16 protein-coding genes and 3 pseudogenes are annotated in these 21,685 nt (G+C 70.5%); 13 read left to right on the top strand and 6 right to left on the bottom strand.

Annotated elements, in window-relative coordinates:
- The 3 genes from IEY91_RS21325 to IEY91_RS21315 all read left to right on the top strand — a co-directional run bounded on the left by IEY91_RS21325 (position 1) and on the right by IEY91_RS21315 (position 3,404).
- Complete coding sequence (locus IEY91_RS21325; protein ID WP_189175249.1) at positions 1-1,746, top strand: AbeC-like domain-containing protein; 1,746 nt, start codon at positions 1-3, stop codon at positions 1,744-1,746.
- Complete coding sequence (locus IEY91_RS21320) at positions 1,743-2,660, top strand: 5'-methylthioadenosine/S-adenosylhomocysteine nucleosidase family protein (protein WP_189175248.1); 918 nt, start codon at positions 1,743-1,745, stop codon at positions 2,658-2,660. Before IEY91_RS21325 ends, IEY91_RS21320 begins: the two co-directional genes overlap by 4 nt.
- Before the next feature lie 75 nt (positions 2,661-2,735).
- Positions 2,736-3,404: a hypothetical protein gene (locus IEY91_RS21315; protein ID WP_189175247.1), complete on the top strand. Its 669-nt coding sequence runs from the start codon at positions 2,736-2,738 to the stop codon at positions 3,402-3,404.
- A 133-nt stretch (positions 3,405-3,537) separates the two neighbouring features.
- On the opposite strand, the gene IEY91_RS21310 is transcribed toward IEY91_RS21315, so the two are convergent.
- Positions 3,538-4,053: a lytic polysaccharide monooxygenase auxiliary activity family 9 protein gene (locus tag IEY91_RS21310; RefSeq protein WP_189175246.1), complete on the bottom strand. Its 516-nt coding sequence runs from the start codon at positions 4,051-4,053 to the stop codon at positions 3,538-3,540.
- Positions 4,054-4,378: 325 nt separating this feature from the next.
- Here IEY91_RS21310 and IEY91_RS21305 point away from each other — a divergent pair, with 325 nt between their 5' ends.
- Entirely contained in the window at positions 4,379-5,716 is a 1,338-nt protein-coding gene (locus IEY91_RS21305) for a M20 metallopeptidase family protein (protein ID WP_189175245.1), read from the top strand.
- 21 nt (positions 5,717-5,737) lie between these two features.
- On the opposite strand, the gene IEY91_RS21300 is transcribed toward IEY91_RS21305, so the two are convergent.
- Positions 5,738-7,309: an MDR family MFS transporter gene (locus tag IEY91_RS21300; RefSeq protein ID WP_189175244.1), complete on the bottom strand. Its 1,572-nt coding sequence runs from the start codon at positions 7,307-7,309 to the stop codon at positions 5,738-5,740.
- A gap of 167 nt (positions 7,310-7,476) precedes the next feature.
- On the opposite strand from IEY91_RS21300, the gene IEY91_RS21295 reads away from it, so the two are divergent.
- The 4 genes and pseudogenes from IEY91_RS21295 to IEY91_RS21280 all read left to right on the top strand — a co-directional run.
- Positions 7,477-8,085 carry a TetR/AcrR family transcriptional regulator gene (locus tag IEY91_RS21295; protein WP_164317652.1) on the top strand — a complete coding sequence of 203 codons (609 nt, stop codon included), beginning with the start codon at positions 7,477-7,479 and terminating at the stop codon, positions 8,083-8,085.
- A gap of 131 nt (positions 8,086-8,216) precedes the next feature.
- Positions 8,217-8,983: pseudogene (locus IEY91_RS21290) on the top strand (GntR family transcriptional regulator).
- A 39-nt stretch (positions 8,984-9,022) separates the two neighbouring features.
- Positions 9,023-9,229, top strand: a pseudogene (locus IEY91_RS21285) (4Fe-4S dicluster domain-containing protein); the annotation flags it as partial.
- Between the two features lie 62 nt (positions 9,230-9,291).
- Positions 9,292-10,328 (top strand): annotated as a pseudogene (locus IEY91_RS21280) (HEAT repeat domain-containing protein); the annotation flags it as partial.
- Positions 10,329-10,352: 24 nt separating this feature from the next.
- Here IEY91_RS21280 and IEY91_RS21275 read toward each other — a convergent pair.
- Positions 10,353-11,117, bottom strand: coding sequence for a maleylpyruvate isomerase family mycothiol-dependent enzyme (locus tag IEY91_RS21275; protein WP_189175243.1), 765 nt, complete (start codon positions 11,115-11,117; stop codon positions 10,353-10,355).
- 40 nt (positions 11,118-11,157) lie between these two features.
- Between IEY91_RS21275 and IEY91_RS21270 the strand changes: the two genes are divergently transcribed.
- On the top strand, positions 11,158-12,039 hold the full coding sequence (locus tag IEY91_RS21270; protein ID WP_229697127.1) for a MerR family transcriptional regulator: 882 nt from the start codon (positions 11,158-11,160) through the stop codon (positions 12,037-12,039).
- A 102-nt stretch (positions 12,040-12,141) separates the two neighbouring features.
- Positions 12,142-13,659, top strand: coding sequence for a M1 family metallopeptidase (locus tag IEY91_RS21265; protein ID WP_306309907.1), 1,518 nt, complete (start codon positions 12,142-12,144; stop codon positions 13,657-13,659).
- A gap of 12 nt (positions 13,660-13,671) precedes the next feature.
- On the opposite strand, the gene IEY91_RS21260 is transcribed toward IEY91_RS21265, so the two are convergent.
- Both IEY91_RS21260 and IEY91_RS21255 read right to left on the bottom strand, forming a co-directional pair.
- Entirely contained in the window at positions 13,672-15,393 is a 1,722-nt protein-coding gene (locus IEY91_RS21260; protein ID WP_164317658.1) for an acyl-CoA dehydrogenase family protein, read from the bottom strand.
- A 78-nt stretch (positions 15,394-15,471) separates the two neighbouring features.
- A complete protein-coding gene (locus tag IEY91_RS21255; RefSeq protein WP_164317661.1) occupies positions 15,472-16,044 on the bottom strand; it encodes a PadR family transcriptional regulator in 573 nt (190 codons plus the stop codon).
- A 194-nt stretch (positions 16,045-16,238) separates the two neighbouring features.
- Between IEY91_RS21255 and IEY91_RS21250 the strand changes: the two genes are divergently transcribed.
- Positions 16,239-17,384, top strand: a complete 1,146-nt coding sequence (locus IEY91_RS21250) for an FAD-dependent monooxygenase (RefSeq protein ID WP_189175241.1) — start codon at positions 16,239-16,241, stop codon at positions 17,382-17,384.
- A 64-nt stretch (positions 17,385-17,448) separates the two neighbouring features.
- A complete protein-coding gene (locus tag IEY91_RS21245; protein WP_189175240.1) occupies positions 17,449-18,423 on the top strand; it encodes a helix-turn-helix transcriptional regulator in 975 nt (324 codons plus the stop codon).
- Positions 18,424-18,497: 74 nt separating this feature from the next.
- On the opposite strand, the gene IEY91_RS21240 is transcribed toward IEY91_RS21245, so the two are convergent.
- Positions 18,498-20,726, bottom strand: a complete 2,229-nt coding sequence (locus IEY91_RS21240) for an MMPL family transporter (protein WP_189175239.1) — start codon at positions 20,724-20,726, stop codon at positions 18,498-18,500.
- 149 nt (positions 20,727-20,875) lie between these two features.
- Between IEY91_RS21240 and IEY91_RS21235 the strand changes: the two genes are divergently transcribed.
- Complete coding sequence (locus tag IEY91_RS21235; protein WP_189175238.1) at positions 20,876-21,652, top strand: TetR/AcrR family transcriptional regulator; 777 nt, start codon at positions 20,876-20,878, stop codon at positions 21,650-21,652.
- Positions 21,653-21,685: the final 33 nt, after the last annotated feature.

Below are 21,685 nucleotides of genomic sequence, written 5' to 3'. Positions count from 1 at the left end.
ATGCTCACTTCCCATGCGCCACCGGCCAAGGAAGCGATCCATGAACCAACCGCCGCCACCCGCCACTTATGCACCGGCGTGTACGTCGACGAGCGCTTCCGCGACCTCGTGATCAACGAGGTGTGCACCGCGCCCCACCGAAGGGTCGCCCCGTCCTACGGGTTCGACGTCGTTCCCGTGATGCACCACGCGTGGCGGGCTGCCGCACTGAGCGCGTTCCTCCGCCTGACGTTGGCAGGGGCGGTGGCCATCCCGGTCTTCGCGGGTGCCCTACCCACCGCCATCCTCATCACCTGCGGCCTCAGCCTCCTGTGGCTGCTGCACCGCGCGATGCTGCTCCGGGACACGGACCGGGAGCCAAGGCCCAGGCGGAAGGCCAAACGCCGCGGCCTGGGGCCGAAGCGTGTCGATCAGCGGCTCTCCAGACTGCTCTCCCCACGGAGGTACCCGGAGAGGTCACACGCGCTGAAACGCATCGGTGTCGCGGCACTCTCCTTGGCACTGACCGGCTTACTCGTCGCGCTTACCCATCCGGGCCACGCCGCGATCGCCCTCTACGTGGCCGCGGGGATCACGCTCACGTGCCTCGGCGTCGGAGCCACACGTCAACTGATGCTCAACCACATCCTGCGTGCGCCGGCTCTCAGGCCCGCGCGCCTGTCCGGCCGACAACGGGCCGCGGACGCACAGCAGGGGCACGTCTGCGCCGTGTACCGCCGCCCTCGCCACAGCGAGGACGACGACGAGGACGACCTCACCATATTCACGCTCTTCGGGGACGAATCACCTTTCATCGGTGCCGGTGAAATCGTCTACCAGTGGAACCCACCGATGAGCATCCAGTTGCTGCGCCCCGGCGGCGATAAGGACGCACCGCTGAATGAACGAGAACACCCCGTACCACCGTTCAAGGCACACGAACTGGTGGAGAACCTGCGCAAGGCGGTTCAACAACTGGACACCGACAGCCAGGACGTCCGCCTTCCCGCACAGGTCCGCGACCGCGTCTACATCGCCGAGACCGATGTGGCGGTGGACCATTCCCTGCTTCCGCAGGAGTTGGCGGCGGACGATCTGCACGACATCATCAACACCCCCGGGTCCAAGCAGCACCACTTCCTCGAAGTCACCACGCCCGCGGAGGGATCGGAGTTCGTCGCGACCGTCCTGCTGCACATCAGTCTGCAGGGGCGCACCTTGAGCATCTCCACGGTGGCGTGCGTCCTCGCCCACACGCCACGGTCCTTCCAGCGCACCGAGGAGTTCGGGCACCATGGAGCCGCCGCTGTCGTCTGGGCGGCATTTCGCGAACTGGCCGCCTTGCCTTCGGAGATCCAGCGTGCCTGGCGGATCGCTCCCTACCTCTTCGCCGTGAGCAAGGCAGTCGTACTCCCCCGTGATCTCACCTCCGCACCGATCCGCAATGTCCTGATCGGCAGCCGGGTGAGCATACGGGAAAGGTCGGCCCAGGCTTGGTCCAAGATTCAGCTGGAGAAGAGCGACATCCTGGGCCGGATGAAGACAATCGAGCGGAGGTTGCTCCGGGCGGCCAGCGATTTCCTGTCCTCCAAGGACGTCGACATATCCGAATTCAACGACCGCGCACTCCAAATCATCAACAGCGGCATCTTCAACTTCGGCGACAACAACTCCTTCAGCAACAACGCGGTGGGTGACGCGGCTCAGGTCAACGCCTCCGCGAACCAGCCGACAGGCACCAACAACAGCAGTGGAGGAAGTCAGTGAGCGGCAATCGAGGAATCGTCAGCCACGGCAACAACAACAGCTTCAGCAACAACGCCGTCGGAGAACACGCCCAGGTCACCGTGACCACGCCCTCCCACGACACCGGCACCCCTGCCGACAACGGTCGCGCCGACGAACCGACCACCGTGTGGGACGTGGGAGTGGTCACGATCCTGAGCGAGGAACTGCGTTCGGTAGTCGACGAGTTGGACTTAAGGCGCCACAAGGAGCCCAACGGACTGTACTTCTACCGGGGCCGGCACACCACGCCGGAAGCGACCGTTCGCATCGTGGCCACCCAGAGCCAGAGCCAGGGGCAACGGTCGACGATGGCCGCACTGGAAAACCTGCGTCGTCACTACGAACCGCGCTTGTGGGCCCTGGTCGGCGTGGGCGGTGGTATCCATGACGAGCACGCCCGCATCGGCAACGTCATCGTCGCCACCGACGTCGTGTACTACGAGAATCGCAAGATCAACCCGCGTGGTGACGTTCGTCGCCGCGGCGAGCACCGGCAGGCGCCGGCACCGGTCGTCCATGCGGTGAACGCCTTCTTCGCCGATCACGGAACCCCCGCACGCGTACACGATCAGCTCTCCCCGCACGCCTCGAAGGAGTTCGAGGTCTATCCGGGCGTGATCGGGTCCGGCGAAGCCGTCATCGCCGATCGCGAGAGCGACATCCGCAGCTATCTCACGGACTATCACGAGAAGGTCCTGGCAGTGGACATGGAAGCCGGAGGGCTGAGCCAGTACTGGCAGGAGAATTCCGTCCACGGCGGAGTCAATCCCGGTTGGATCGTCATCCGAGGCGTCTCCGACAACGCCGATGAGGAAAAGGGCCACGGCTACCACGACCTCGCGGCCCGCAACGCCGCACACGTCCTGCGGCGCCTCCTCCCCTATCTCTGCTGACCAAGCATCCTGCGCCAGCTCTGCCGGCCAAGAGGCCGAGAATCGAGATCACCCAGACATAGGGAGATGGCTCGCATGACTGCTTTTCTGTTCGGGGTGCTCAGCTCTCTGGCAGCCAGCGCGATCGTGCTCGTCCTCGGCCTCCTGCGCGGCTCGCGCCCCGTGTGGTGGCTGGTCGCCGCCTGCTCATGGTTCACCGGCACAGGGCTCGGCCGTGTGTACCGTCATCAGTCGTCCGCCGAGCAGGACATCGCACGCGACCTGAGCCGGGCGCGCTGGATCAAGGTCCTGGCAGGACGAGGAAACGTGCTCACCCGTGAGGTCTTCTCCCCTCTGTGGTCGGGTGCGCTGTCCCCGGAGTCCGTGGAGGTCCTGCTGCCCGACCCGCACACCCGAGGAGACTCCTGGCTCGACCGGCGCTCCCACGACGTGCGCCGGTTCGATCCCGGATTCACCCCGGAGCTGCTCAGGAGTCAGGTCCGGACGAACATGGACTACCTGGCCCGCAGGGCCCGCACACAACGCAACTTCGCGCTCCGCAGCTTCAACCTGCCCAACACCTGCCGCGTGATCGCAACGGACCGGGTGGCCTACCTCACCTTCTACAGCGACTCCGCTCACGGCAGGAACTCCCCGTGCCTTTACGCACGGGCTCCCGGACTCCTGTACTCCATCGCCCTGCAGCAGTTCGACGCGGCCTGGACGGACAGCTCACCCGCACTCCCGGCTCCCCAGGCGGGATGACATCGAGGCTGGGCTTCTTCCAGGGGCGCACGACAAGGCGCCTGACCTGGTACGCCGCGTACTCACGTACTCCACGTACAGCACCGGTCAGGCGCCCTCAGCTCGGCCCGCCCAGGTCGAGGCCGGGCTCCGCTCAGCGGATGTTGACGTCGATGCACGCGTAGAAGGCGTTGGCCGTGTCGCCGATGTTCCAGACCGCGAGGACCTTGTGCCTGCCGGTGGCGTTGCCGAGGTTGATCTGGTGCGAGACGGTCGCCGGTGGCTGCTGGTTGCCGCCGTCGATGGTGGCGACCTTGGTGCCGTCGACGAAGTACTCGTAGTTCGCGGTGCGGTGCCGAGCGGTGAACGTCCAGGTGAAGGTCTGCGTCCTGCTGACGTCGCTGACCCGCCAGCCCTTGCTGTCGTCGTTGAGCTCCGCGAACCTGGCGTTGCCGCCGCTGCAGCTGCGCAGGCCCTTGGGGCCCTCGACGCTCTGCGGTTCCCACTTGATCTCGCCGCACGACACCGTGCCCTGGGCGCACTGCGCCTGGCGGCTCGCGGGCGCGTTGACGTATCCGTGCGCACTGGCCGAACCGGTCGGCAGGGTGAGGGCGAGGACCGGCGCCAGACCAGCACCGATCGCGGCGGCTATCTTCCGCTTCCTGTCCATGCGTACTCCTTCACGGCGTTGCTTCATGGGGGGACGTGAAGTGCTCTTGTGGGGGGTTGGGGGGAGTGGGGGTGTGTGGGGGTGGAGTGTTGCGGGCGGTTGGGCCGCACGGTGTGGCCAGATGTGCTCGGCGGCCGATTAGTCTGGACCATAGACTTTGGCAGTCCACGGTCAAGGGTGATTTCGGGCCATGCCTGGGAGGCCCTCAGCTCCCGTCCGTACAGGGGTAGTTGAGTCGGCCGAACGTGGCCTTGATTGACTTGCGGCGAGCTGAACGGGGGACGGGCAACCCAGTCCGCCCCCGCACCGTGAACCTGGGGGAAGAATGACTCGTCCGGACAAGCCCGTTCTCAAGCGCCGTGCCCTGCTCGGAGGTACCGCGGCTGCCGGAGTCGGTGCCGTGGTGTCGTCGGGGGGTTCCGCCGCCGCGGCCGATGGCGGCAGTCGGTACGGCCGCCCCTTGGACCAGGCCGCGATCGATGCCGTCGCCCTTCGGATCGAGGGCAATCTGATCGCGCTTCGGCGGGATCTCCACGACCACCCGGAGGCGGCGAAGAAGGACGGGGTCGGGGAAGGGGAGGTCGCGACCTCCAGGATCGTGGGGCATCTGCTGCGCGCCGCCGGGCTCGAGGTGCGGACCCACGTCGGCGGGCTGGGGGTCGTCGGCGTACTGAAGGGGGCGCGACCCGGGCGTACCGTCGCCTACCGCGCCGACATGGACGCCGTACCGCCGAACGGGATCATTCCCGCAGGTACCAATCCCACCAAGCCCACCAAGCCCGCCCACGTCTGCGGGCACGACCTCCACACCACCGTGGGCGTCGGCGTCGCACAGACTCTCGCGCAGCTGAGGCATCGGCTCAGCGGCACCGTGGTCTTCGTCTTCCAGCCGGGTGAGGAGACCTTGGAGGGCGCCGAGGCGATGATCAAGGGCGGTGCGCTGAAGGACGCGCCCGAGGAGATCCACGCTCTGCACTGCGGGCCGTTTCCGGTGGGGCAGTTCGCCGTGACGCCCGGGAGCGGGCTGCCGGGGCAGGACGAGGCCACCGTCACGGTGACCGGCCCGGACGCGCTCACGCGTGCCGAGCGGCTCGCCGAGGAGATCAAGGGGCTCGCCACTGTGGCTCCCCCGCGGACGCCCGCCGACCTGGAGAAGATGGTCGCGGACGTCCAGACGCCGAACGGGCCGCTGGCCGAGTTCGTCGTCGTCCGGGCGAACGCCACGCCGGACGCGGAGAAGGGGCAGGCCACGATCTCCGTGTCGTACCGCTGCTGGCCCGAGGAGCGTTACGTCGAGGTGCGTGAGGCGATCCGGCGGCTGGCGAAGCCTTATGGCGGTGTCGTGGTGCGCTTCCGCGAGAATCCGTTCCCGGCCATGGTGTGCCCGGAGAAGGATGCCCTGACCCTGCGGCGCCATCTGCGCCGCGTCCTCGGTCCGGACGCCGTGACCGTGATGCACGCCGCGTTCCCGTTCAACGGCGAGGACTTCGCGCTGTTCCTGAAGAAGATCCCCGGCACCTACACCTTCCTGGGCGTACGTACGCCGGGGACCGTCATCACGGAGGGCTACCCGCACTACGGCGACTTCGACCCCGACGTGCGGGCCATCGGCGTCGGCGTACGCGCGATGTCGGGGTGGCTCGCGGAGCGCGCGAGGGGGTGAGGCGCCAAGCCCCCCGCTTGGTCAACTCGCAGGCCTGACCGGCACCTTGCCGTCCTCGTCGGACGGGGCAGGAACCGCAGGCGCCCCCGGCTTCCGCAAGGGGACTTCCACAACGAACACAGCAGCGACGAACGCCACCGCGCACAGAATCGCCGCGAACAGAACGATCTGTTGGGTCCCGTCGGCAACCGCCGCGAGGTAAGCGTCCCTGGCCCCGGCCGGCACCTCGGCCGGAGCCTGGGCGTCAGCCCCCGTACCGCTGCCCCCGCCGGGCAGGCGGGACCCGACAGCACGCGTGAACATCGAGCCGAAGAGGGCCACGCCGAGCGACCCCCCGAGCGTACGGAAGAGCATGGCCGAGCTCATCGCAGCGCCCATGTCCCGCAAGGAGACGCTGTTCTGCGCGATGGTGGTGGCCATCTGCAGGACGCAGCCGAGCCCGATGCCGACCAGCACCATGTACGCGCAGGTCGTCACGCGTGAGGTCGAGGTGTCCATGGTGGCGAGCAGCCCCAGCCCCACGGCGAGGAAGGCGGTGCCCACGATCGGGAAGATCCGGTACTTCCCAGTGGCGGACATGACCTTGCCCGCGATGGTGGACACGATCACGACGGGAATCATCATCGGCAGCATCAGCAGACCGGAGTTGGCGGCCGATGCCCCCTGCACGGTCTGCTGGAACAGCGGCAGATAGAGCCCGGCGCCGAACATGACCACACCCGCGGCCAGGACCAGGACCATGGCGAGCGGGAAGTTCCGGTGACCGGTGAACACGCTCAGCGGTACCACCGGCTCCGCGACCCGCTTCTCCACCGCGACGAACGCGGCCAGCCCGGCCGCGGCGACGGCGCCCAGGGCGAGGATCTGCCAGGAGCCCCACGCGTAGCTCGTCCCGGCCCAGGTCGCGGCGAGCACGATCGCGCTGATCGTGAGCGTCAGGAGGGCGATACCGCTCCAGTCGACCCTCGCCTTGATGCGCTTGGCGGGCACGCGCAGCGTCAGCGACAGCCACACCAACCCGAGCAGGCCGACCGGCAGGTTGACGTAGAAGGCCCAACGCCAGCCGAAGTGCCCGGTGATGAACCCGCCGAGCAGCGGGCCGCCGATGGTCCCGATCGCCATGACCGAGGCGGTCATTCCTTGGTACTTGCCGCGCTCACGCGGTGGTACGAGGGCCGCGATCAGCGCGAAGGCACCCGCGCCGATGCCCCCGGCACCGACTCCCTGCAGGGCGCGGAACACGATCAGTTGGGTCATCGACTGGGAGGCGCCGCACAGCGCGGAACCCGCGATGAACACCGCGATCGAGGCGAGATACATGGGCTTGCGGCCGATGAGGTCGCCGAACTTGCCCCAGATCGGGGTCGTCACGGCGGTGGCCAGGGTGTACGCCGTCACCACCCACGAGATGTGCTCCATGCCGCTCAGATCGCTGACGATCGTGGGCATCGCGGTGCCCACGACCATGTTGTCGAGCATCGCGAGAAGCATCGCGAGCATGATGCCGAGCAGGACCCAGCGCACGTTCTTCGGTACGACGGCGGGTGCCGCCGGGCCTGCGGCGGAAGGGGATGGGGGCGCGGACGCGGGCATGGCTGATCACGCCTTTCAGGCGAAGGAAACAAGGATCAGAGCGAAGGATCAGAGTGATGGAAGGCCGGAGGTCGTCTCACGGCCGACACCAACAGAAGAGCACACCGACTCAATAAGTGCAACAGCTCAACTTTTATAGTTGATGCACCAAGAGGTAGAGTGCCGGCATGAGCGAGACGACACAATCGGCGTCGGCACCCGTGGGCCGCCGGGAGCGCAAGAAGGCCGCCACCCGCCAGGCGCTGGCGGACGCGGCCCTGAACCTCTTCCTCCAGCACGGCTACGACGCGGTCGGGATCCGGGACATCGCGGACGCCGCCGACGTGTCCACCACCACGCTGTTCAAGCACTTCCCCGTCAAGGAAGCACTCGTCTTCGACGAGGACGCCGATCAGGAGGCCAAGCTGCTCGCCGCCGTACGCGAGCGGGCCGAAGGCCAGTCCATTCCCGCAGCCCTGCGCGAGCATGCGCTGCTCCACCGGGTCAGGTCCGAGGACGACGAGGAAGGCTTCGCCGCCTTCTTCGAGCTGATCGAGAACACCCCGGCGCTGCGCGACTACGCCCAGAACATGTGGCTGCGCCATGAAGCCTCGCTCGCCCACGTCATCGCCGACGAGACGAACAGGCCCGCCGACGACCCGGACTGCGCCGCGCTGGCGCACTTCACCCTCGAAGCCACGCGGGTCGCACACGGCAGGTCCGACGCCCGCACCGTGGTCACCCGCGCCTTCGACCTCCTCGAACACGGCTGGGCCGGCATCACGGCCCGCGACTGACCGCGTCCGGGGGTGGCGGATCTTCGCCCCCGCCTCGCGACGTACCAGGTCAGAGCCACGCACCCAAGCGGCCAGGTGGCGCATCGCTGCCGCAACGCCACCCACGCCACCGCGCCGGTACGTTTCCTGCCATGCCGGCCGAACGCATCCCCGCCTCCCTGCCCGTCGCCGCCGCGCGGCGTCGGCGGCTGCGTGCGGACCAGGCACGGCAACTCGCCGATCTGCTGCGCCACCAGATCCTGGCGGGCGGCTTCCCCCGCGGTGTCCTCCCCCTGGAGGACGTCATCGCCGCCGACTACCGGGCCAGCCGCAACACCGTCCGGCAGACCCTGGACCTGCTGCGCGGCGAGCAACTCGTGGAGCGGAAGGCCGGCGTCGGCACCGTCGTGGTGTGCGAGAAGTATCCGCACGGACTCGACCGGCTCCAGGGTCTGGCCGAGACCCTGCACGAGCACGGCCGGGTCACCAACGAGGTCCGCGCCGTCGGACCCGTCAGCGCCCCCGGCCCGGTGGCGCACCGGCTCGGCCTGCCCGACCACACCGACGTGCTCTGTATCGAGCGGCTGCGCGCCTCAACGGGCTGCCGCTCTCTCTCGACCTGTCCTATCTGCCCATGGACGTCGGCGGGGAACTGCTCGGCTGCGACCTGGAGAACACGGACGTGTTCCGGCTCCTGGAGACGCTGACCGGTGGCCCGCTGGGGCATGCCGAAATCACTCTCGAAGCCGTGAACGCCGACGTCCACTCCGCGGCGGTGCTGCAGGCGCCGCGCGGGAGTGCCGTTCTGATGCTGGAGCGGCTCACTCATCTGCCCGACGGGCGGCCCGTGGACCTGGAGTTCATCCGCTTCCGCGGCGACCGCATCACCATGAGCGGCGTCCTGCACCGGTCCGTCTGACCCCACTCATTTCTCGCTCACCCCTTCCTGGAGACAGCCATGCCTGTCGTCCCGCAGCGCGCCGACGCGCCCGTGACCGTCGACGAGTCCCTGTGCATCGACGGCTGCACGCTCTGCGTCGACATGTGTCCGCTCGACTCGCTCGCGATCCGCGAGGACAACGGCAAGGCGTACATGCACGTCGACGAGTGCTGGTACTGCGGCCCGTGCGCGGCCCGGTGTCCCGCCGGCGCGGTCACCGCCTCCACGGCGGTGGAGTTCCTCGGCCGCCGCGCCACGTCCTGGCTGCCGCGCCCGGCCGAGCGCGCGAGTTCGACCCGCTCGCAGGTCCGCAGCGGGCGCTGGGCGAGGCCGCTCCGGTGCCGGTGGCGACGGCGGGGCCGCGGGACGTCGCCCCGGCCGCCCGCCCCGCAGCGCCGGGCGCACTCGACGTGGAACAGCCCGCATCCGTCACCCCGCCCCCGGTCACCCCATCGAGCCCCGCCCTCCTCACCCTCCTCGCCCTCGCCGAGGCCCCCCCGACCTGGCCGCCCTCTCCCCCTACCTCGCGGACGCCGACCCGGCCGTGCGCGCCGCCGCCGCCGTGCTCGCCGAGACGGTGCCCGTCGGGGCTGGTCCCGCGCTCGCCGCACGGCTGCTCGACACCGCGCCCCAGGTGCGGTCGGCCGCCGTCGGCGCCCTGTGCGAGCTGGTCGAAGTGCTGCCCGCGGAGGCCGAGTTGAGGGCAGGACTGCGGACTGCTCTCGGCGTGGCCGACCCGGTGGTGCGGGGTGCCGCGCTGCATGTCCTGCGGGCGCTGCGGCTCGGCGACGCCGCGGTGTACGCCGCCGCGCTCGCGGACACCGACATCGACGTCCGCATCCACGCCGTCCGGGGCCTGGTCTCGGTGGACGCGGCCGTGGACCTGGCGGCGGCGACGGCCGACCAGGACCGTGAGGTCAGGGTCGCGGTGGCGCGCGGGCTCGCGGCGGTGCGCGATCCGGCGGCGGCCCCGCTCGACCCGCTCCTCGACGACCCCGACGCGCTGGTCAGGGCGGCCGCGCTGACCGCGCTCGCCGCGACGGGCTGCCCGCCCGGGTACGCCGAGCGGGCCGTGGCCGCGCTCGGTGATCCCGCCTGGCAGGTCCGGGCGGGCGCGGCGACAGCCCTGCGAACGGCCGCGCCGGGACCGGCCGTTCCCGCCCTCGCCAAGGCGTCGGCCGACGTCAACGCGGACGTCCGCAAGGCCGCCGTCCTGTCGCTGCTCGCCCACCTGGCCGACCCCGACGCCCGCACCGCCCTCGCCGCCGCCACCGGCGACACCGACGCGGACGTCCGGGCCTACGCCGCGCAGGCAGCGTCCTGACACCAGGCAGCTGACCAGGCTTGGCTAGAGCGACGCGTGCTCCAGCCAGTGGGCGAGCAGCGCGCTCTCGCCGTGGACCGCGACCCGCGTGGGCTCAAGGCGGCGGGTGAGCACAAGGAGAAGGTCCTGCGCCGAGCCCGTCAGCTCGACGTCCGCCGGGCCCCTGCCCGGCTGCCACCTGACGCCGTCGGGTGTGCGGATGACGAGCCAGGCAGGTCCGTCGGCGTCGGTGGTGGTGATCCGCATCGTCTCGCCGTCGCCGCGCAGCTTCGTCACGGCCGGCCGCAGTGCCTCGGCGACGGGCAGCGCGAGGAACTCCAGGAGTTCGGTGATCGCATCGGCCGCGAGGTCGGGTGCGATGTCGTACGGCACCCCGGCGTGCAGGGCGGCGTCGACGCGGTGCACGGTCGTGTCGTGGGTCGCGCGGCGCAGCCAGAACTTCGCGGGGCGCGGTTCGTCGAACGTCCTGACCGGTGTGTCGGGGCCGGTCGCGCGCACGGCCCCGACCAGGTCCTCGGCACCACGGCGCAGCCACTGCTGCCAGTCGGCGGGCGGCGTCGCGTCGTGCGGGTCGGGGATGCCATCGGCCTGCCGGTTCCAGACGATGCTGGTGATCCAGCGGTGCTCCTGCCCGATGTGTCCGACGAGCACCCGCAGCCGCCACTCCGGGCATGTCGGCAGGTGCGCGTCCCAGTCGGCGTCCGCGACGGCCCGCACGAACGCGTCGGTCTGCTCGACGAGGGCGGTCGCGAGTCGGTCGGTGTCCAGGTGATCCATGGTGTGCTCCATGCGCCGTACCGTAGGAGCTCCACCCGGGTGGAGGTTCAAGGTGAGGAACACCACGTTGAGCATCGGTGAGCTGGCGCGCCGCGCCGGTGTGCCGGTGCGGACGGTCCGCTTCTACTGCGACGAGGGCGTGCTCGCGTCGGTGCGCAGCGCGGGCGGGCACCGGCGGTTCGACGCGTCGGCGGTGGAACGGCTCACGCTGGTGCGGCGGTTGCGGGCGCTCGGCCTCGGCCTGCCCGCGATCGTCGCGGTGCTCGCGGGCGAGCGGTCCGTCGCCGAGGCGGTCGCCGCGGAACGCGCCGCGCTCGATGTGTCCCTGGCTGCCCTGGCCTGGCGGCGGGCGTCGCTGCGCGCGATCGAGGCCGCCTCCGCCGAGGAACGCGCCGCACGCCTGGAGCTGCTCGCCGCGGTGAGCGACGGCTCCATGGCGCGCGGCACGCTGGAGGCGTTCTGGAGCCGCGCGTTCGCGCCGGCGGTTCCCGCGGACGCCCTCGCGATGTTCCTGTCGGTCGGGGTGCCCGCGCCGCCGCCGGATCCCACTCCGGAGCAGGTGGTGGCGTACGCGGGCATGGTCGGCGTCGTCTCCGAACCCGCGGTGCGCCGGCTGGCGTTCACGCGGCTGCGTGCCGACGAGGTCGCCACGTACCAGAACACGCTGCTGCGCGGCGAGATCGGCGTGCTCTGCGAGGCCATCCGGGCGGGTACGGAGCCCGCCGAGCTGCTCGACGCGTACGTGGCCGTGCACGCGAGCACGCAGGGCGCGACCGACACCCCGTCGTTCCGGCGCACGCTGGCCCGGACCGCGGCGCTTGACCGGAGCCCGAGCATGCACCGCTACTGGCGCCATGTCCGGGACGTCACCGGGGAGCCCCTCACGGTCGGCGAGGCGCACTTCTCGCTCCTCGACGCCCTGGCCGACGCATAAGGACAGACGCGTAAGGATGGGCACGTAGACACAGACGCGTAAAGAAACCCGAATCACCCCATGGGCAACCAAAGGGGATCGTGCGGGCTCTTCCCTCTCGTCGTGAACCGCACGCCGTATCGCGGCCGTACCACCGCGAAGGAGACCGTCATCTTTCCCCGCCCCGCCCTCGCACCGCACGCAGCACGCTTCTCCCGCTCGGCCCGGTGGGTCCCGGTCACGGCGTTTCTCGTGGCCGTGAGCACCGCCTGCACCGGCTCCACGCCGCATTCCGCGGGCGCGTCGGCCGCGCGTCCGGGCGCGGCGGGCGTGGGCGACCGGCTCTTCCCCGCGCTCGGCAACGGCGGCTACGACGTGACGCACTACGGCCTGACCCTGCACTACGTCCCCGAGACCAACCACCTCAAGGGCACCGCGGTCATCACGGCACGCGCCACCCAGGGCCTGAGCCGCCTCAACCTCGACCTCGCCGGGATGAAGGTGCGCGGCGCCACGGTGAACGGCGCCGACGCCCGTTTCGTACGCGCGAAGAACGAGCTGACGCTGACGCCCGCGAAGGCGGTCGGGGACGGCGAGACCTTCAAGGCCACCGTCACGTACGAGGGCACCCCGAAGATGATCGGGAACTCCGACGAAGGGATGGAGGGCTGGATCGAGACCGACGACGGCTCGACGGCCCTGGGCGAGCCGGCCGGCTCCATGACCTGGTTCCCCGGCAACCACCATCCCTCGGACAAGGCCACGTACGACATGACGGTCACCGTCCCGAAGGACGAGGACGGCGACCCCTACGACGTCATCGGCAACGGGGACCTGGTGAAGGAGGAGGACAAGGGCGACCGCGTCACCCGGCACTGGCGCACCAAGGAGCCCATGGCGAGCTATGTCGCCAACGTCTCCGTCGGCTGGTTCGAGATCACCAAGGGCAGGACCTCCGGCGGTCTGCCCGTGTACGTCGCCGTCGACCCGGACGAGTCGAAGGACGCGGAAGACGTGGCGGACCTGGTCCCAAAGGTCACCGACTGGGCGAGCGAGCGCTTCGGTCCGTACCCCTTCTCCTCCACGGGCGCGATCGTCGACCATCTGCCCGACCTCGGCTACGCCCTGGAGACCCAGACCAAGCCGTACTTCGACTCCGCGCCCGAGGATTCCCTGGTGGTGCACGAGCTGGCGCACCAGTGGTTCGGCAACTCGGTCACGCCGCGCGCGTGGAAGGACATGTGGCTCAACGAGGGCTTCGCCACCTACGCGGAGTGGCTCTGGGAGGAGGACCAGGGCGGCAGGACCGCCCAGGAGACCTTCGAGTCCTTCTACAAGGGCACCGACCCCGACGAGGAGAGCGACGGCATCTGGGACTTCGCCCCCGCCGACCCGCCGAGCGCCGCGCGCGTCTCCGATTCCCCGGTGTACGGGCGCGGCGCCATGGTGGCGCACAAGTTGCGCGAGGCGGTCGGCGACAAGACGTTCTTCGCCATCCTCCGGGCCTGGACGAAGCAGCACCGGCACAAGAACGCCGACACCCGGCAGTTCATCGCCCTCTGCGAGAAGCAGTCCGGCAAGGACCTGTCGGGTGTCTTCGACACCTGGCTCTTCAACCCGAAGAAGCCCTCACACATGTGACACGAGGGTCGGCTACGGCGCCATCTCGTACGTCCCGGCCAGCGCCTCGACGCGGTCCCACACGCGCGCCGCGCGGGCCTCGTCGACGACCGGGCGCCGGACCGCGCCCAGGGCCCACGCCTGCTGCGCCTCGGTGGCGGAGTCCTTGCCGTGCAGCTCGACGGCGTGCGCGGAGAAGTCCCGTACGAGAACGGCGAAGAGCTCGTCGAGGACGTCCTCGTCCAGGCCGGTCAGGCGGGCCTGCTCCAGGATGAGCTGGCCGTGCACGACCAGGGCGAAGAGCTGGCCGACGGCGAGGAGCAGGTCGAGGTCGCGGCTCTGCTCCTCGTCGGGGGCCGCGGTGGTGACGAAGTCGCAGAGCGCGTCGGCCTGTTCGCGGAAGCGGGCGACGTTGGGCACCTCGGCGTACGCGTCGTAGGCGGTGCGCCAGTCGTGGAAGCGGATGGCGCCGAGGCCGCGGGCCGGTCCCTGCCGGAAGAGGAAGTCGTCGTCGGTCGCGTCCAGGCGGGTGGGCACGGGCGCGTACTCGGCCGGGTTCAGGAGGTGGTTGCCCATGAACTTCAGGATCAGGGCGAGGTTGACGTGGACCGTGCCCTCCAGCTTCGGCAGGCCGCGGATCTCGGTGGCGGCCTGCGCGAAGTAGGTGTCCTTCTCGAAGCCCTTGGCCGCGATGACGTCCCACATCAGGTCGATGACCTTCTCGCCCTCCGTGGTCACCTTCATCTTCGTCATGGGGTTGAAGAGGAGGTAGCGGCGGTCGTCGGGACCGGCCGAGCGGAAGTAGTCGACGGCGCGATCGCTGAACAGCTTCATCCCGACGAGGCGTACGTAGGCGTCGGTCAGCTCGCGGCGCACGTGCGGGAACGCGGTGACGGGACGGCCGTAGAGGATGCGGCCCGTGGCGTGGGTGACGGCCTCGTACATGGCGTGCTCGCAGATGCCGATCGCGCCGGTGCAGAGGTTGAACTTGCCGACGTTGACGGTGTTGAGCGCGGCGTCGAAGGCGGCACGGCCGGTGTGCAGGACGTCGGCGGCGGCCACCGGGTAGTTCTCCAGGCGGAACTCGCTGACGTACTTCGACGAGTCGACGACGTTCTTGACCAGGTGGTACGCGTCGTGGCGGCTGTCGGCGGCGAAGAAGACGTAGCCGTCGGGGCCCTCGATGTCGGTGCGGCGGCCGAAGACGGAGACGAGACCCGCGGCGTTGCCGTTGCCGATGTAGTACTTGGAGCCGCTGGCCCGGAAGCCTCCGTCGCCGTCGGGCTCAAGAAGCATGTCGGTGGAGTAGATGTCCGCGCCGTGGGACTTCTCGGACAGGCCGAACGCGAACACCTCACCCTGGGCGAGGAGTTCGGCCGCGCGGGCGCGGGCGGCGGCGTTGTCGCTCTGCCAGACCGGGCCGAGCCCCAGGATGGTGACCTGCCAGGCGTACCAGTAGTCGAGCCCGTAGAAGCCGAAGATCTCGTTGAGGGCGGCGATCCGGGCGGTGTCCCAGCGCTTGTCCGCGGCTCCGTCGGCGTCGGCGGACGGCGTCAGGAAGGTCGCGAAAAGACCCTCCTTGGCGGAGAACGCGAGGAAGTCCGCCAGCCAGGCGCGGGAGCGGTAGTCCTCGATCAGCTGCCGCTTGCCGCGCGCCTCGAACCAGTCGACGGTCGCGCGCAGCAGCCTGCGGGTCTCGGGGTCGAAGTGCGTCGGGTCGTAGGTGTTCGGGTTGAACAGCAGCGGGTCGGCCATGGCTTTTCGCCTTTCCGGCTCGGGAGTTGGGGAAGGTCGGGCAAGAGATGGGGCGGCGCTCGGCTCCGGACCGAGGGATCAGCGCGCGGCTCCGGCGTGCGGCGGCGCGAGCCGTTCGAGGGTGGCGATCACGTCGTCGAGCCAGTCGAGCGTCATGCGTTCGTACGCGATGCCGCCGCGCAGCACGACGTGCTGGAGTTCGCGTCCGGCGTCGAGGGCTCGGGGCGCCTCGGGCCCGGTGAAGTCGCGCCGCTCCCCCGCGAGGTAGTGCGCGAGCCGGTCGGCGTGTGCCTTGCGGTGTCGCTCCACCTCGTGGATCAGCGCGGCCGGGTCGTCGAAGGCCGCGCCGCGGATCTTCACGGCGAGCTCGTGCCGGACGCTCTCGGGCTCGATCGGCTCGTGCAGCCACTGGGAGAGCGCTTCGCGGCCGGGGGCGGCGACGGAGTACTCCCGCTTGTCCGGCCGGTCCTGCTGCGCCACCTCGCGGGCGTCGATCAGGCCGTCGCCCTCCATGCGCTTGAGGACGCGGTAGATCTGCTGGTGCGTGGCGGCCCAGAAGTAGCCGATGGACCGGTCGAACCGCCGGGCCAGCTCATAGCCGGAGCCCGGCTTCTCAAGGAGGGAGACGAGAATCGCGTGCTCGAGCGCCATGCCCCGATCCTTCTATGCAACTCGTTGCATAGACAAGCGGCACCGGGGAGGTGAGACGCGGCTCACCCGCCGGCTCCAGTGGCCCCCGCGCGCGGAGGCCGGTTGCCGACAGCGGATGTCCGCCGCCGGATTCGGACAGGGCCGGGCGCCGACGGATCCTACGGTTCCGGAGAACTCAAGCTCTGGAGGAGCGCATGGACAGCAGTCGCGGTGCGCGGACGGCCGTCGTCGTGGGTGCGGGTGTCGCCGGTCTGACGGCGGCCACGGCCCTGGCGCGCGCGGGGTGGCAGGTGGAGATCGCCGAGGTCAGCCCGGTGAGGGCGACGTCCGGGTGGGGGTTGTGCCTGACCGGCCCTGCGCTTCGCGCGCTGGACGAGCTGGGGCTCGCGGACGCCTGCCTGGCCGAGGGCTACGGCATGACCGGGATCACGCACGTCGACGTACGGGGCGAGCTCGCGGGCGAGGTCCAGTTGCCGCGCCTGATCGGCGCGGGGCGGCCTGGCATGGTCGGCATCGCCCGCCCCGTACTGCACCGCATCCTGCACGCGGAGGCCGAGCGGTGCGGGGTGGTGGTGCGCCACGGGCTGACCGTCGTGGCCGTGGACCAGGGCGGGTCCACGGACCAGGACGGAGAACCGGTCCGCGTGCGGCTGTCCGACGGGACGGCCCGGCAGGTCGCGCTGCTGGTCGGCGCGGACGGGATCCGCTCCTCGACACGGGACCTGCTCGGCCTCACCACCGCCCTCGACCACCACGACCAGATGGTCTGGCGAGCCGTGGTACCCCGCCCGCCATGGGCCACCGGGATCCATCACTTCGCCGGGAAGGCCGACACGGCGGGCCTCGTACCGATCTCGGACAGCCAGGCGTACGTGTTCCTGACGGAGAACGGCGTGGCGCAAAGCGTCCTGCCGGAGGCCGAACTCGCCCCACGGCTGCGGCAGTTGCTGGAGCCCTTCCCCGGCCGGGTGGCGGAGATCCGCCCTCTGGTGACCGGGGCGGAATCGGTGGTGCGGCGCCCGGTGCGGACGACGCTCCTGGAGGGCGCCTGGAACCGCGGCAACGCCGTCGTCATCGGCGACGCCGCACACGCGCCCGCACCGCAGATGGCCAGCGGCGCGGCCCTGGCCATCGAGGACGGACTCGTCCTGGCCAAGGAGCTCGGGCGGCACGAGTCGGTCGGCGCGGGACTCGACGCGTTCGTGGCCCGGCGCGCGCAGCGGTGCGGCACACTCGTGGAGACCTCGGTGACCATCGTCGGCCTGGAGCGGGAGCAGCGCCACCACGACGCGTACCCGCTGACCGAAACCTGTCACCGACTGATGGCCGAGCCCGCGTAGCCGGCCGGGGAGCCGACCGAGCAGCCCGTACGACGCGTCCCAAGGGGAGGTGGACCCGACAACCGTGCCGACCCCCCTGCGCAACCACCTCATCACCCGCTCCCACAACCCCGCCGACCTGCTCAACGCCGCCACCCGCCTGTTCGGCGGCGCGATCACCACCTCACCCCTGGACGAGCTGTGCGGCGGGGATCACGAACTGCGTGGTGTCGCCGCTCACGACTTCGCGGTGGGCTGCTTCGCCTCACCGCTCGACGTGCGCGTCGCGTCGACCGAGGGACGCGGCTCCTACTTCGTCAACATCGGTGTCTCCGGGGCGATCTCGGCATCGTGCGGCGGCCGACGGGCGACCCTCGACGCGGCGACGGCAGGGGTCGTCAACCCCGGTGACACCCAGGAACTGCGACCCCTGCGCGGCGGGCGGACGCGGTTCCTGGGGCTGCGGATCGACGCCGCCCTGGTCGACCAGGAGTTCACCGCGCTGACCGGGCACCCGCCCGTGTCCACCGTGCGCTTCGACTTCGCCCTCGACCTGGCCGAGCCCAAGGGCCGGGCCGTGCGGCTCCTCGTCCGTTCCCTCCTGGAGCAACTGGACTGCGGGGACCCCTTGTTCCAGCGCCCGGAGCTGCAGCGCAGCCAGCTGCGGTGCATCGTCACCGCCCTGCTCCTGGCCCAGCCCCACTCGCACACCGGCGAGCTGCGGGACGGCCCCCGGCCCGGCCACCCGCGCTCCCTGCGCGCCGCCCTCGCGTTCGTCGAGGCCAACCTCACCGAGCGCATCGGCCTCGGCGACATCGCCCACGCGGCCCACTGCAGCCCCCGGACGATCAGTTCGGCGTTCCGCGACCGGCTCGGCCTGTCCCCCATGGCGTACGTACGCAATCTGCGACTCGACCGGATCCGCGCGGACATCCTCGCCTCCACGGACCCCATCGGCGCGATCGCCTACCGGTGGGGCGTCGCCCACCTCGGCCGGTTCGCCGCCGAGTACCGCGACCGCTTCGCCGAGCTGCCCTCCGACACCGCCGCCCGCAGGTAGCCCGCTGCCCAGAGCCGACGGTGCCCGCCCCCGGGGCGATGCGGGAGGCGGGCACCAGCGGGACGGGAGCGTGGTCAGGCCCCCGTCTGGCTCACCACCTTCGGCGCCGCCTCGGGCTCCACGGGCGCGGGCCCGCCCTCGCTGAGCCCGAACCGTCCGTGGAACTTCTTCAGGAAGGCGGGCGCGTACCAGGCCGAGCGGCCGAGCAGGCGCATCGCGGCGGGCACGAGGACACCGCGTACGGCGATGGCGTCGATGAGGATGGCGAGGCCGCTGCCGAGGCCGAACAGCTGCAGGAAGCTGATCTTGGCCGTGCCGAAGGCGAAGAAGCTCACCGCGAGCAGGACGGCCGCCGCGCTGACGATGCGTCCGGTGTGCCCGAGGCCGTTGGTCACGGCGGACTCGTTGTCCTCGCCCTGCTCGTGGAGTTCCTTGATGCGGCTGGTGACGAACACCTCGTAGTCCATCGAGAGGCCGAAGGCGACGCAGAACATCAGGACGGTCATCGACGTCTCCATCGGCTGCGCGGTGAAGCCGAGCAGGCCGGAGAGATTGCCGTCCTGGAAGATCCAGGTCATGACGCCGATGGTCGCCCCCAGGCTGATCAGGTTGAGGACGAGCGCGCGCAGCGGCTGCACGATGCTGCCGGTGAACAGGAAGAGCAGGATGAAGGTGCTGACGGCGATCAGGCCGATGGCGAGCGGGAGCTTGCCGGCGATGGAGTCGTTGGAGTCGACCAGTTCGGCGTCGACTCCGCTCACCAGCGGGTTCGTCCCGGAGGGCGGGGCGGCCGTCCTGACTTCCTCGACCAGGTTCTTGGCGTCGTCCGACTTCGGTGTCAGGTCGCTCACCACGTTGAGCTGCTGGGTGGCGGGGCGGCCGAGCGCGGGGTTGCCGGGGCCGCTCGCCTTGGACTGTCCGTCGGCGTAGACGCCGGTGCTCGCCTCGACGCGGACGACCCCTTCGAGCCCGGAGAGTTCGGCCGCGTACGACTCCAGCGGGGCCTTGTCCACGGCCTTGTCGATGACGACGTGCAGGGCCGCGGCGTCGTTGCCCTTGAAGTTCTCCCGCAGTGCCGTCGAGACCTGGCGGCTCTCGGCGTTCTCGGGGAGGACGCGTTCGTCCGGCGTGCCGAAGGTGATGCCGAGGAGCGGGCTCGCCGCGAGGAGCAGCACCGCGAGCACGGGCAGCGCGGTGAGCGCGGGCCGCCGCATGACGGTGCGGGCGAGGCGTCCCCACAGGGGCACGCCGGACGCGGAGCGCCGCCCCGGCTTCGACCACGGCATCCGCCCGCTGTTGACCCGGTGCCCCAGGACGTTGAGCAGCGCGGGCATCACGAACAGGGTGGCGAGGGCCGCGATGACGACGACGCCGACACCGGAGTAGCCGAACGAGCGGAGGAAGTACTGCGGGAACACCATGAGCGCCGCGAGCGCCGCCGCCACGGTGGCGGCGGAGAAAGCGACGGTGCGGCCCGCGGTGCTCATCGTCGTGCGGACGGCGTCGTCCACGCTCGCCCCCGACGCGAGCTGCTCCCGGAACCGGCTGATCATCAGCAGGGCGTAGTCGACGCCGAGGCCGAGCCCGAGCGCCGTGGTGAGGTTGATCGCGAAGATGGAGACGTCGGTGACGCTGCCGACGACGAAGAGCTGTGCGAACACCCCGACGATGGCGACGAGCGCGATGGCGAGCGGCAGCAGCGCGGAGACCACGGTGCCGAAGACGACCAGGAGCAGCAGCAGGATCAGCGGCACGGCGATGCTCTCGGCCAGGATGAGGTCCTCCGTGGTCTGCGGCCCCATCTCGTTGCTCACGCCGGCACTGCCTCCGGCCTTGACCGTGAGCGTGTCCTCGTAGGTTCCGGCGTAGTCGTCGATGACGGCCTTGGCGTTCTCCTGCAGCTCGGCGTCCTTGCCCTTCACGCGGGCGAGCACGATGGCCTCGCGGCCGTCCTTGGAGCGCAGGTCGGGGTTGTCGGTGTCCCAGTACGAGACCACGTTGGCGAGGTCCCGCTCCCCCTTGAGGTCGGACACCAGGGCCTGGCCGCTGCGCTTGGCCGCCGGGGCGTCGATACGGCCCTCGGGGGCGCGGACCAGCAGCACCAGGTTCGTCTCTCCGCCGAACTTGTCGTCGATGACCTCCCTGGCCCGCGAGGACTGGGAGGACGGGTCGTCGAAACCGCCCCCCAGCAGCTTCCCGAAGGCACCGGCGCCCAAGGCGCCCATGAGGACCACGACCACGGCGGCGACGATGAGTACCAGCCTCGACCGGCGAATCGCCAGCTCGGCTATGCGTTCGAACACGCACTCTCTCCTTTGCGTTCCTGCGGTCGCACTGTTCGTCGCCGCAGGACGACGTTATGGAGAGGGAGAAAGATTTGGCAGTGTTAGATTTTCCTCACACCCTATAAAGCCCTCTTACGCCGCCAAGGCCGACGTCGTACGGTCGGGGCATGACGGCAACGGACGAACGCACCACAGCCCGGCCCTCCTTGCGCGAGCGGCGCCGGGCCGCGGCCACCCGGGAGATCCTGGACGCCGCCGAGGCGCAGATCGCCGAGCAGGGCCCCGCGGCCCTGTCCCTGCGCGCGGTCGCCCGCAGCCTCGACATGACCGTGCAGGCGCTGTACCACTACTTCCCGAGCCGGGACGCCCTCGTCACGGTGCTCGTCACCAAGGCGTACGACGATCTGGCCGACGCCGTGGGCGCCGCCGTCGAGGCGGGCGCGGACGACCCGGACCTGCCGGGCCTGGTGGTCGCGGCCGAGGGCTACCGCCGCTGGGGCATCGCCCACCCCGAGCGGTTCCAGCTTCTGTACGGCACGCCGCTGCGGTACTACGCGGCGCCCGTCGACGGCCCGACCACCCAGGCGGTGCGCCGGATGAGCGCGATCTTCGAGCGCGAGATGTTCGCAGGATTCACGCACGAACAACTGGCCGCAGCCGACACCCCCGCGCTCTCGCCGTCGCTCCACGCGTTCCTGGACAACCTGCCGCTGGACGGCCTGGGCACGCTGCCGCCGCCCGCGACGTCACTGCTCCTCAGCGCGTGGGGGCACATGCACGGCCACGTCGTCCTGGAGGTGTTCGGGCACACCTCGTTCCTCGGCGAGCATCAGGCCGAGGTCTTCCGCCTGGCGATGCTGAACCTGATCAGGAACGTCCACGACCGGATCCCCGGTGCCCCGGCAGCCGCTCCACCGGTAAATGGATCGCCATCGGACGGCTGATCGCTCACGATGAGGCGTCCGAACAGATCAGCA

Origin of the sequence: Streptomyces lasiicapitis (assembly GCF_014646335.1) — a bacterium.
GTDB classification, from domain to species: Bacteria; Actinomycetota; Actinomycetes; order Streptomycetales; family Streptomycetaceae; genus Streptomyces; species Streptomyces lasiicapitis.
Note: the sequence above shows the minus strand (reverse complement) of the source record. Positions and strands in the feature narration are given on the sequence as shown.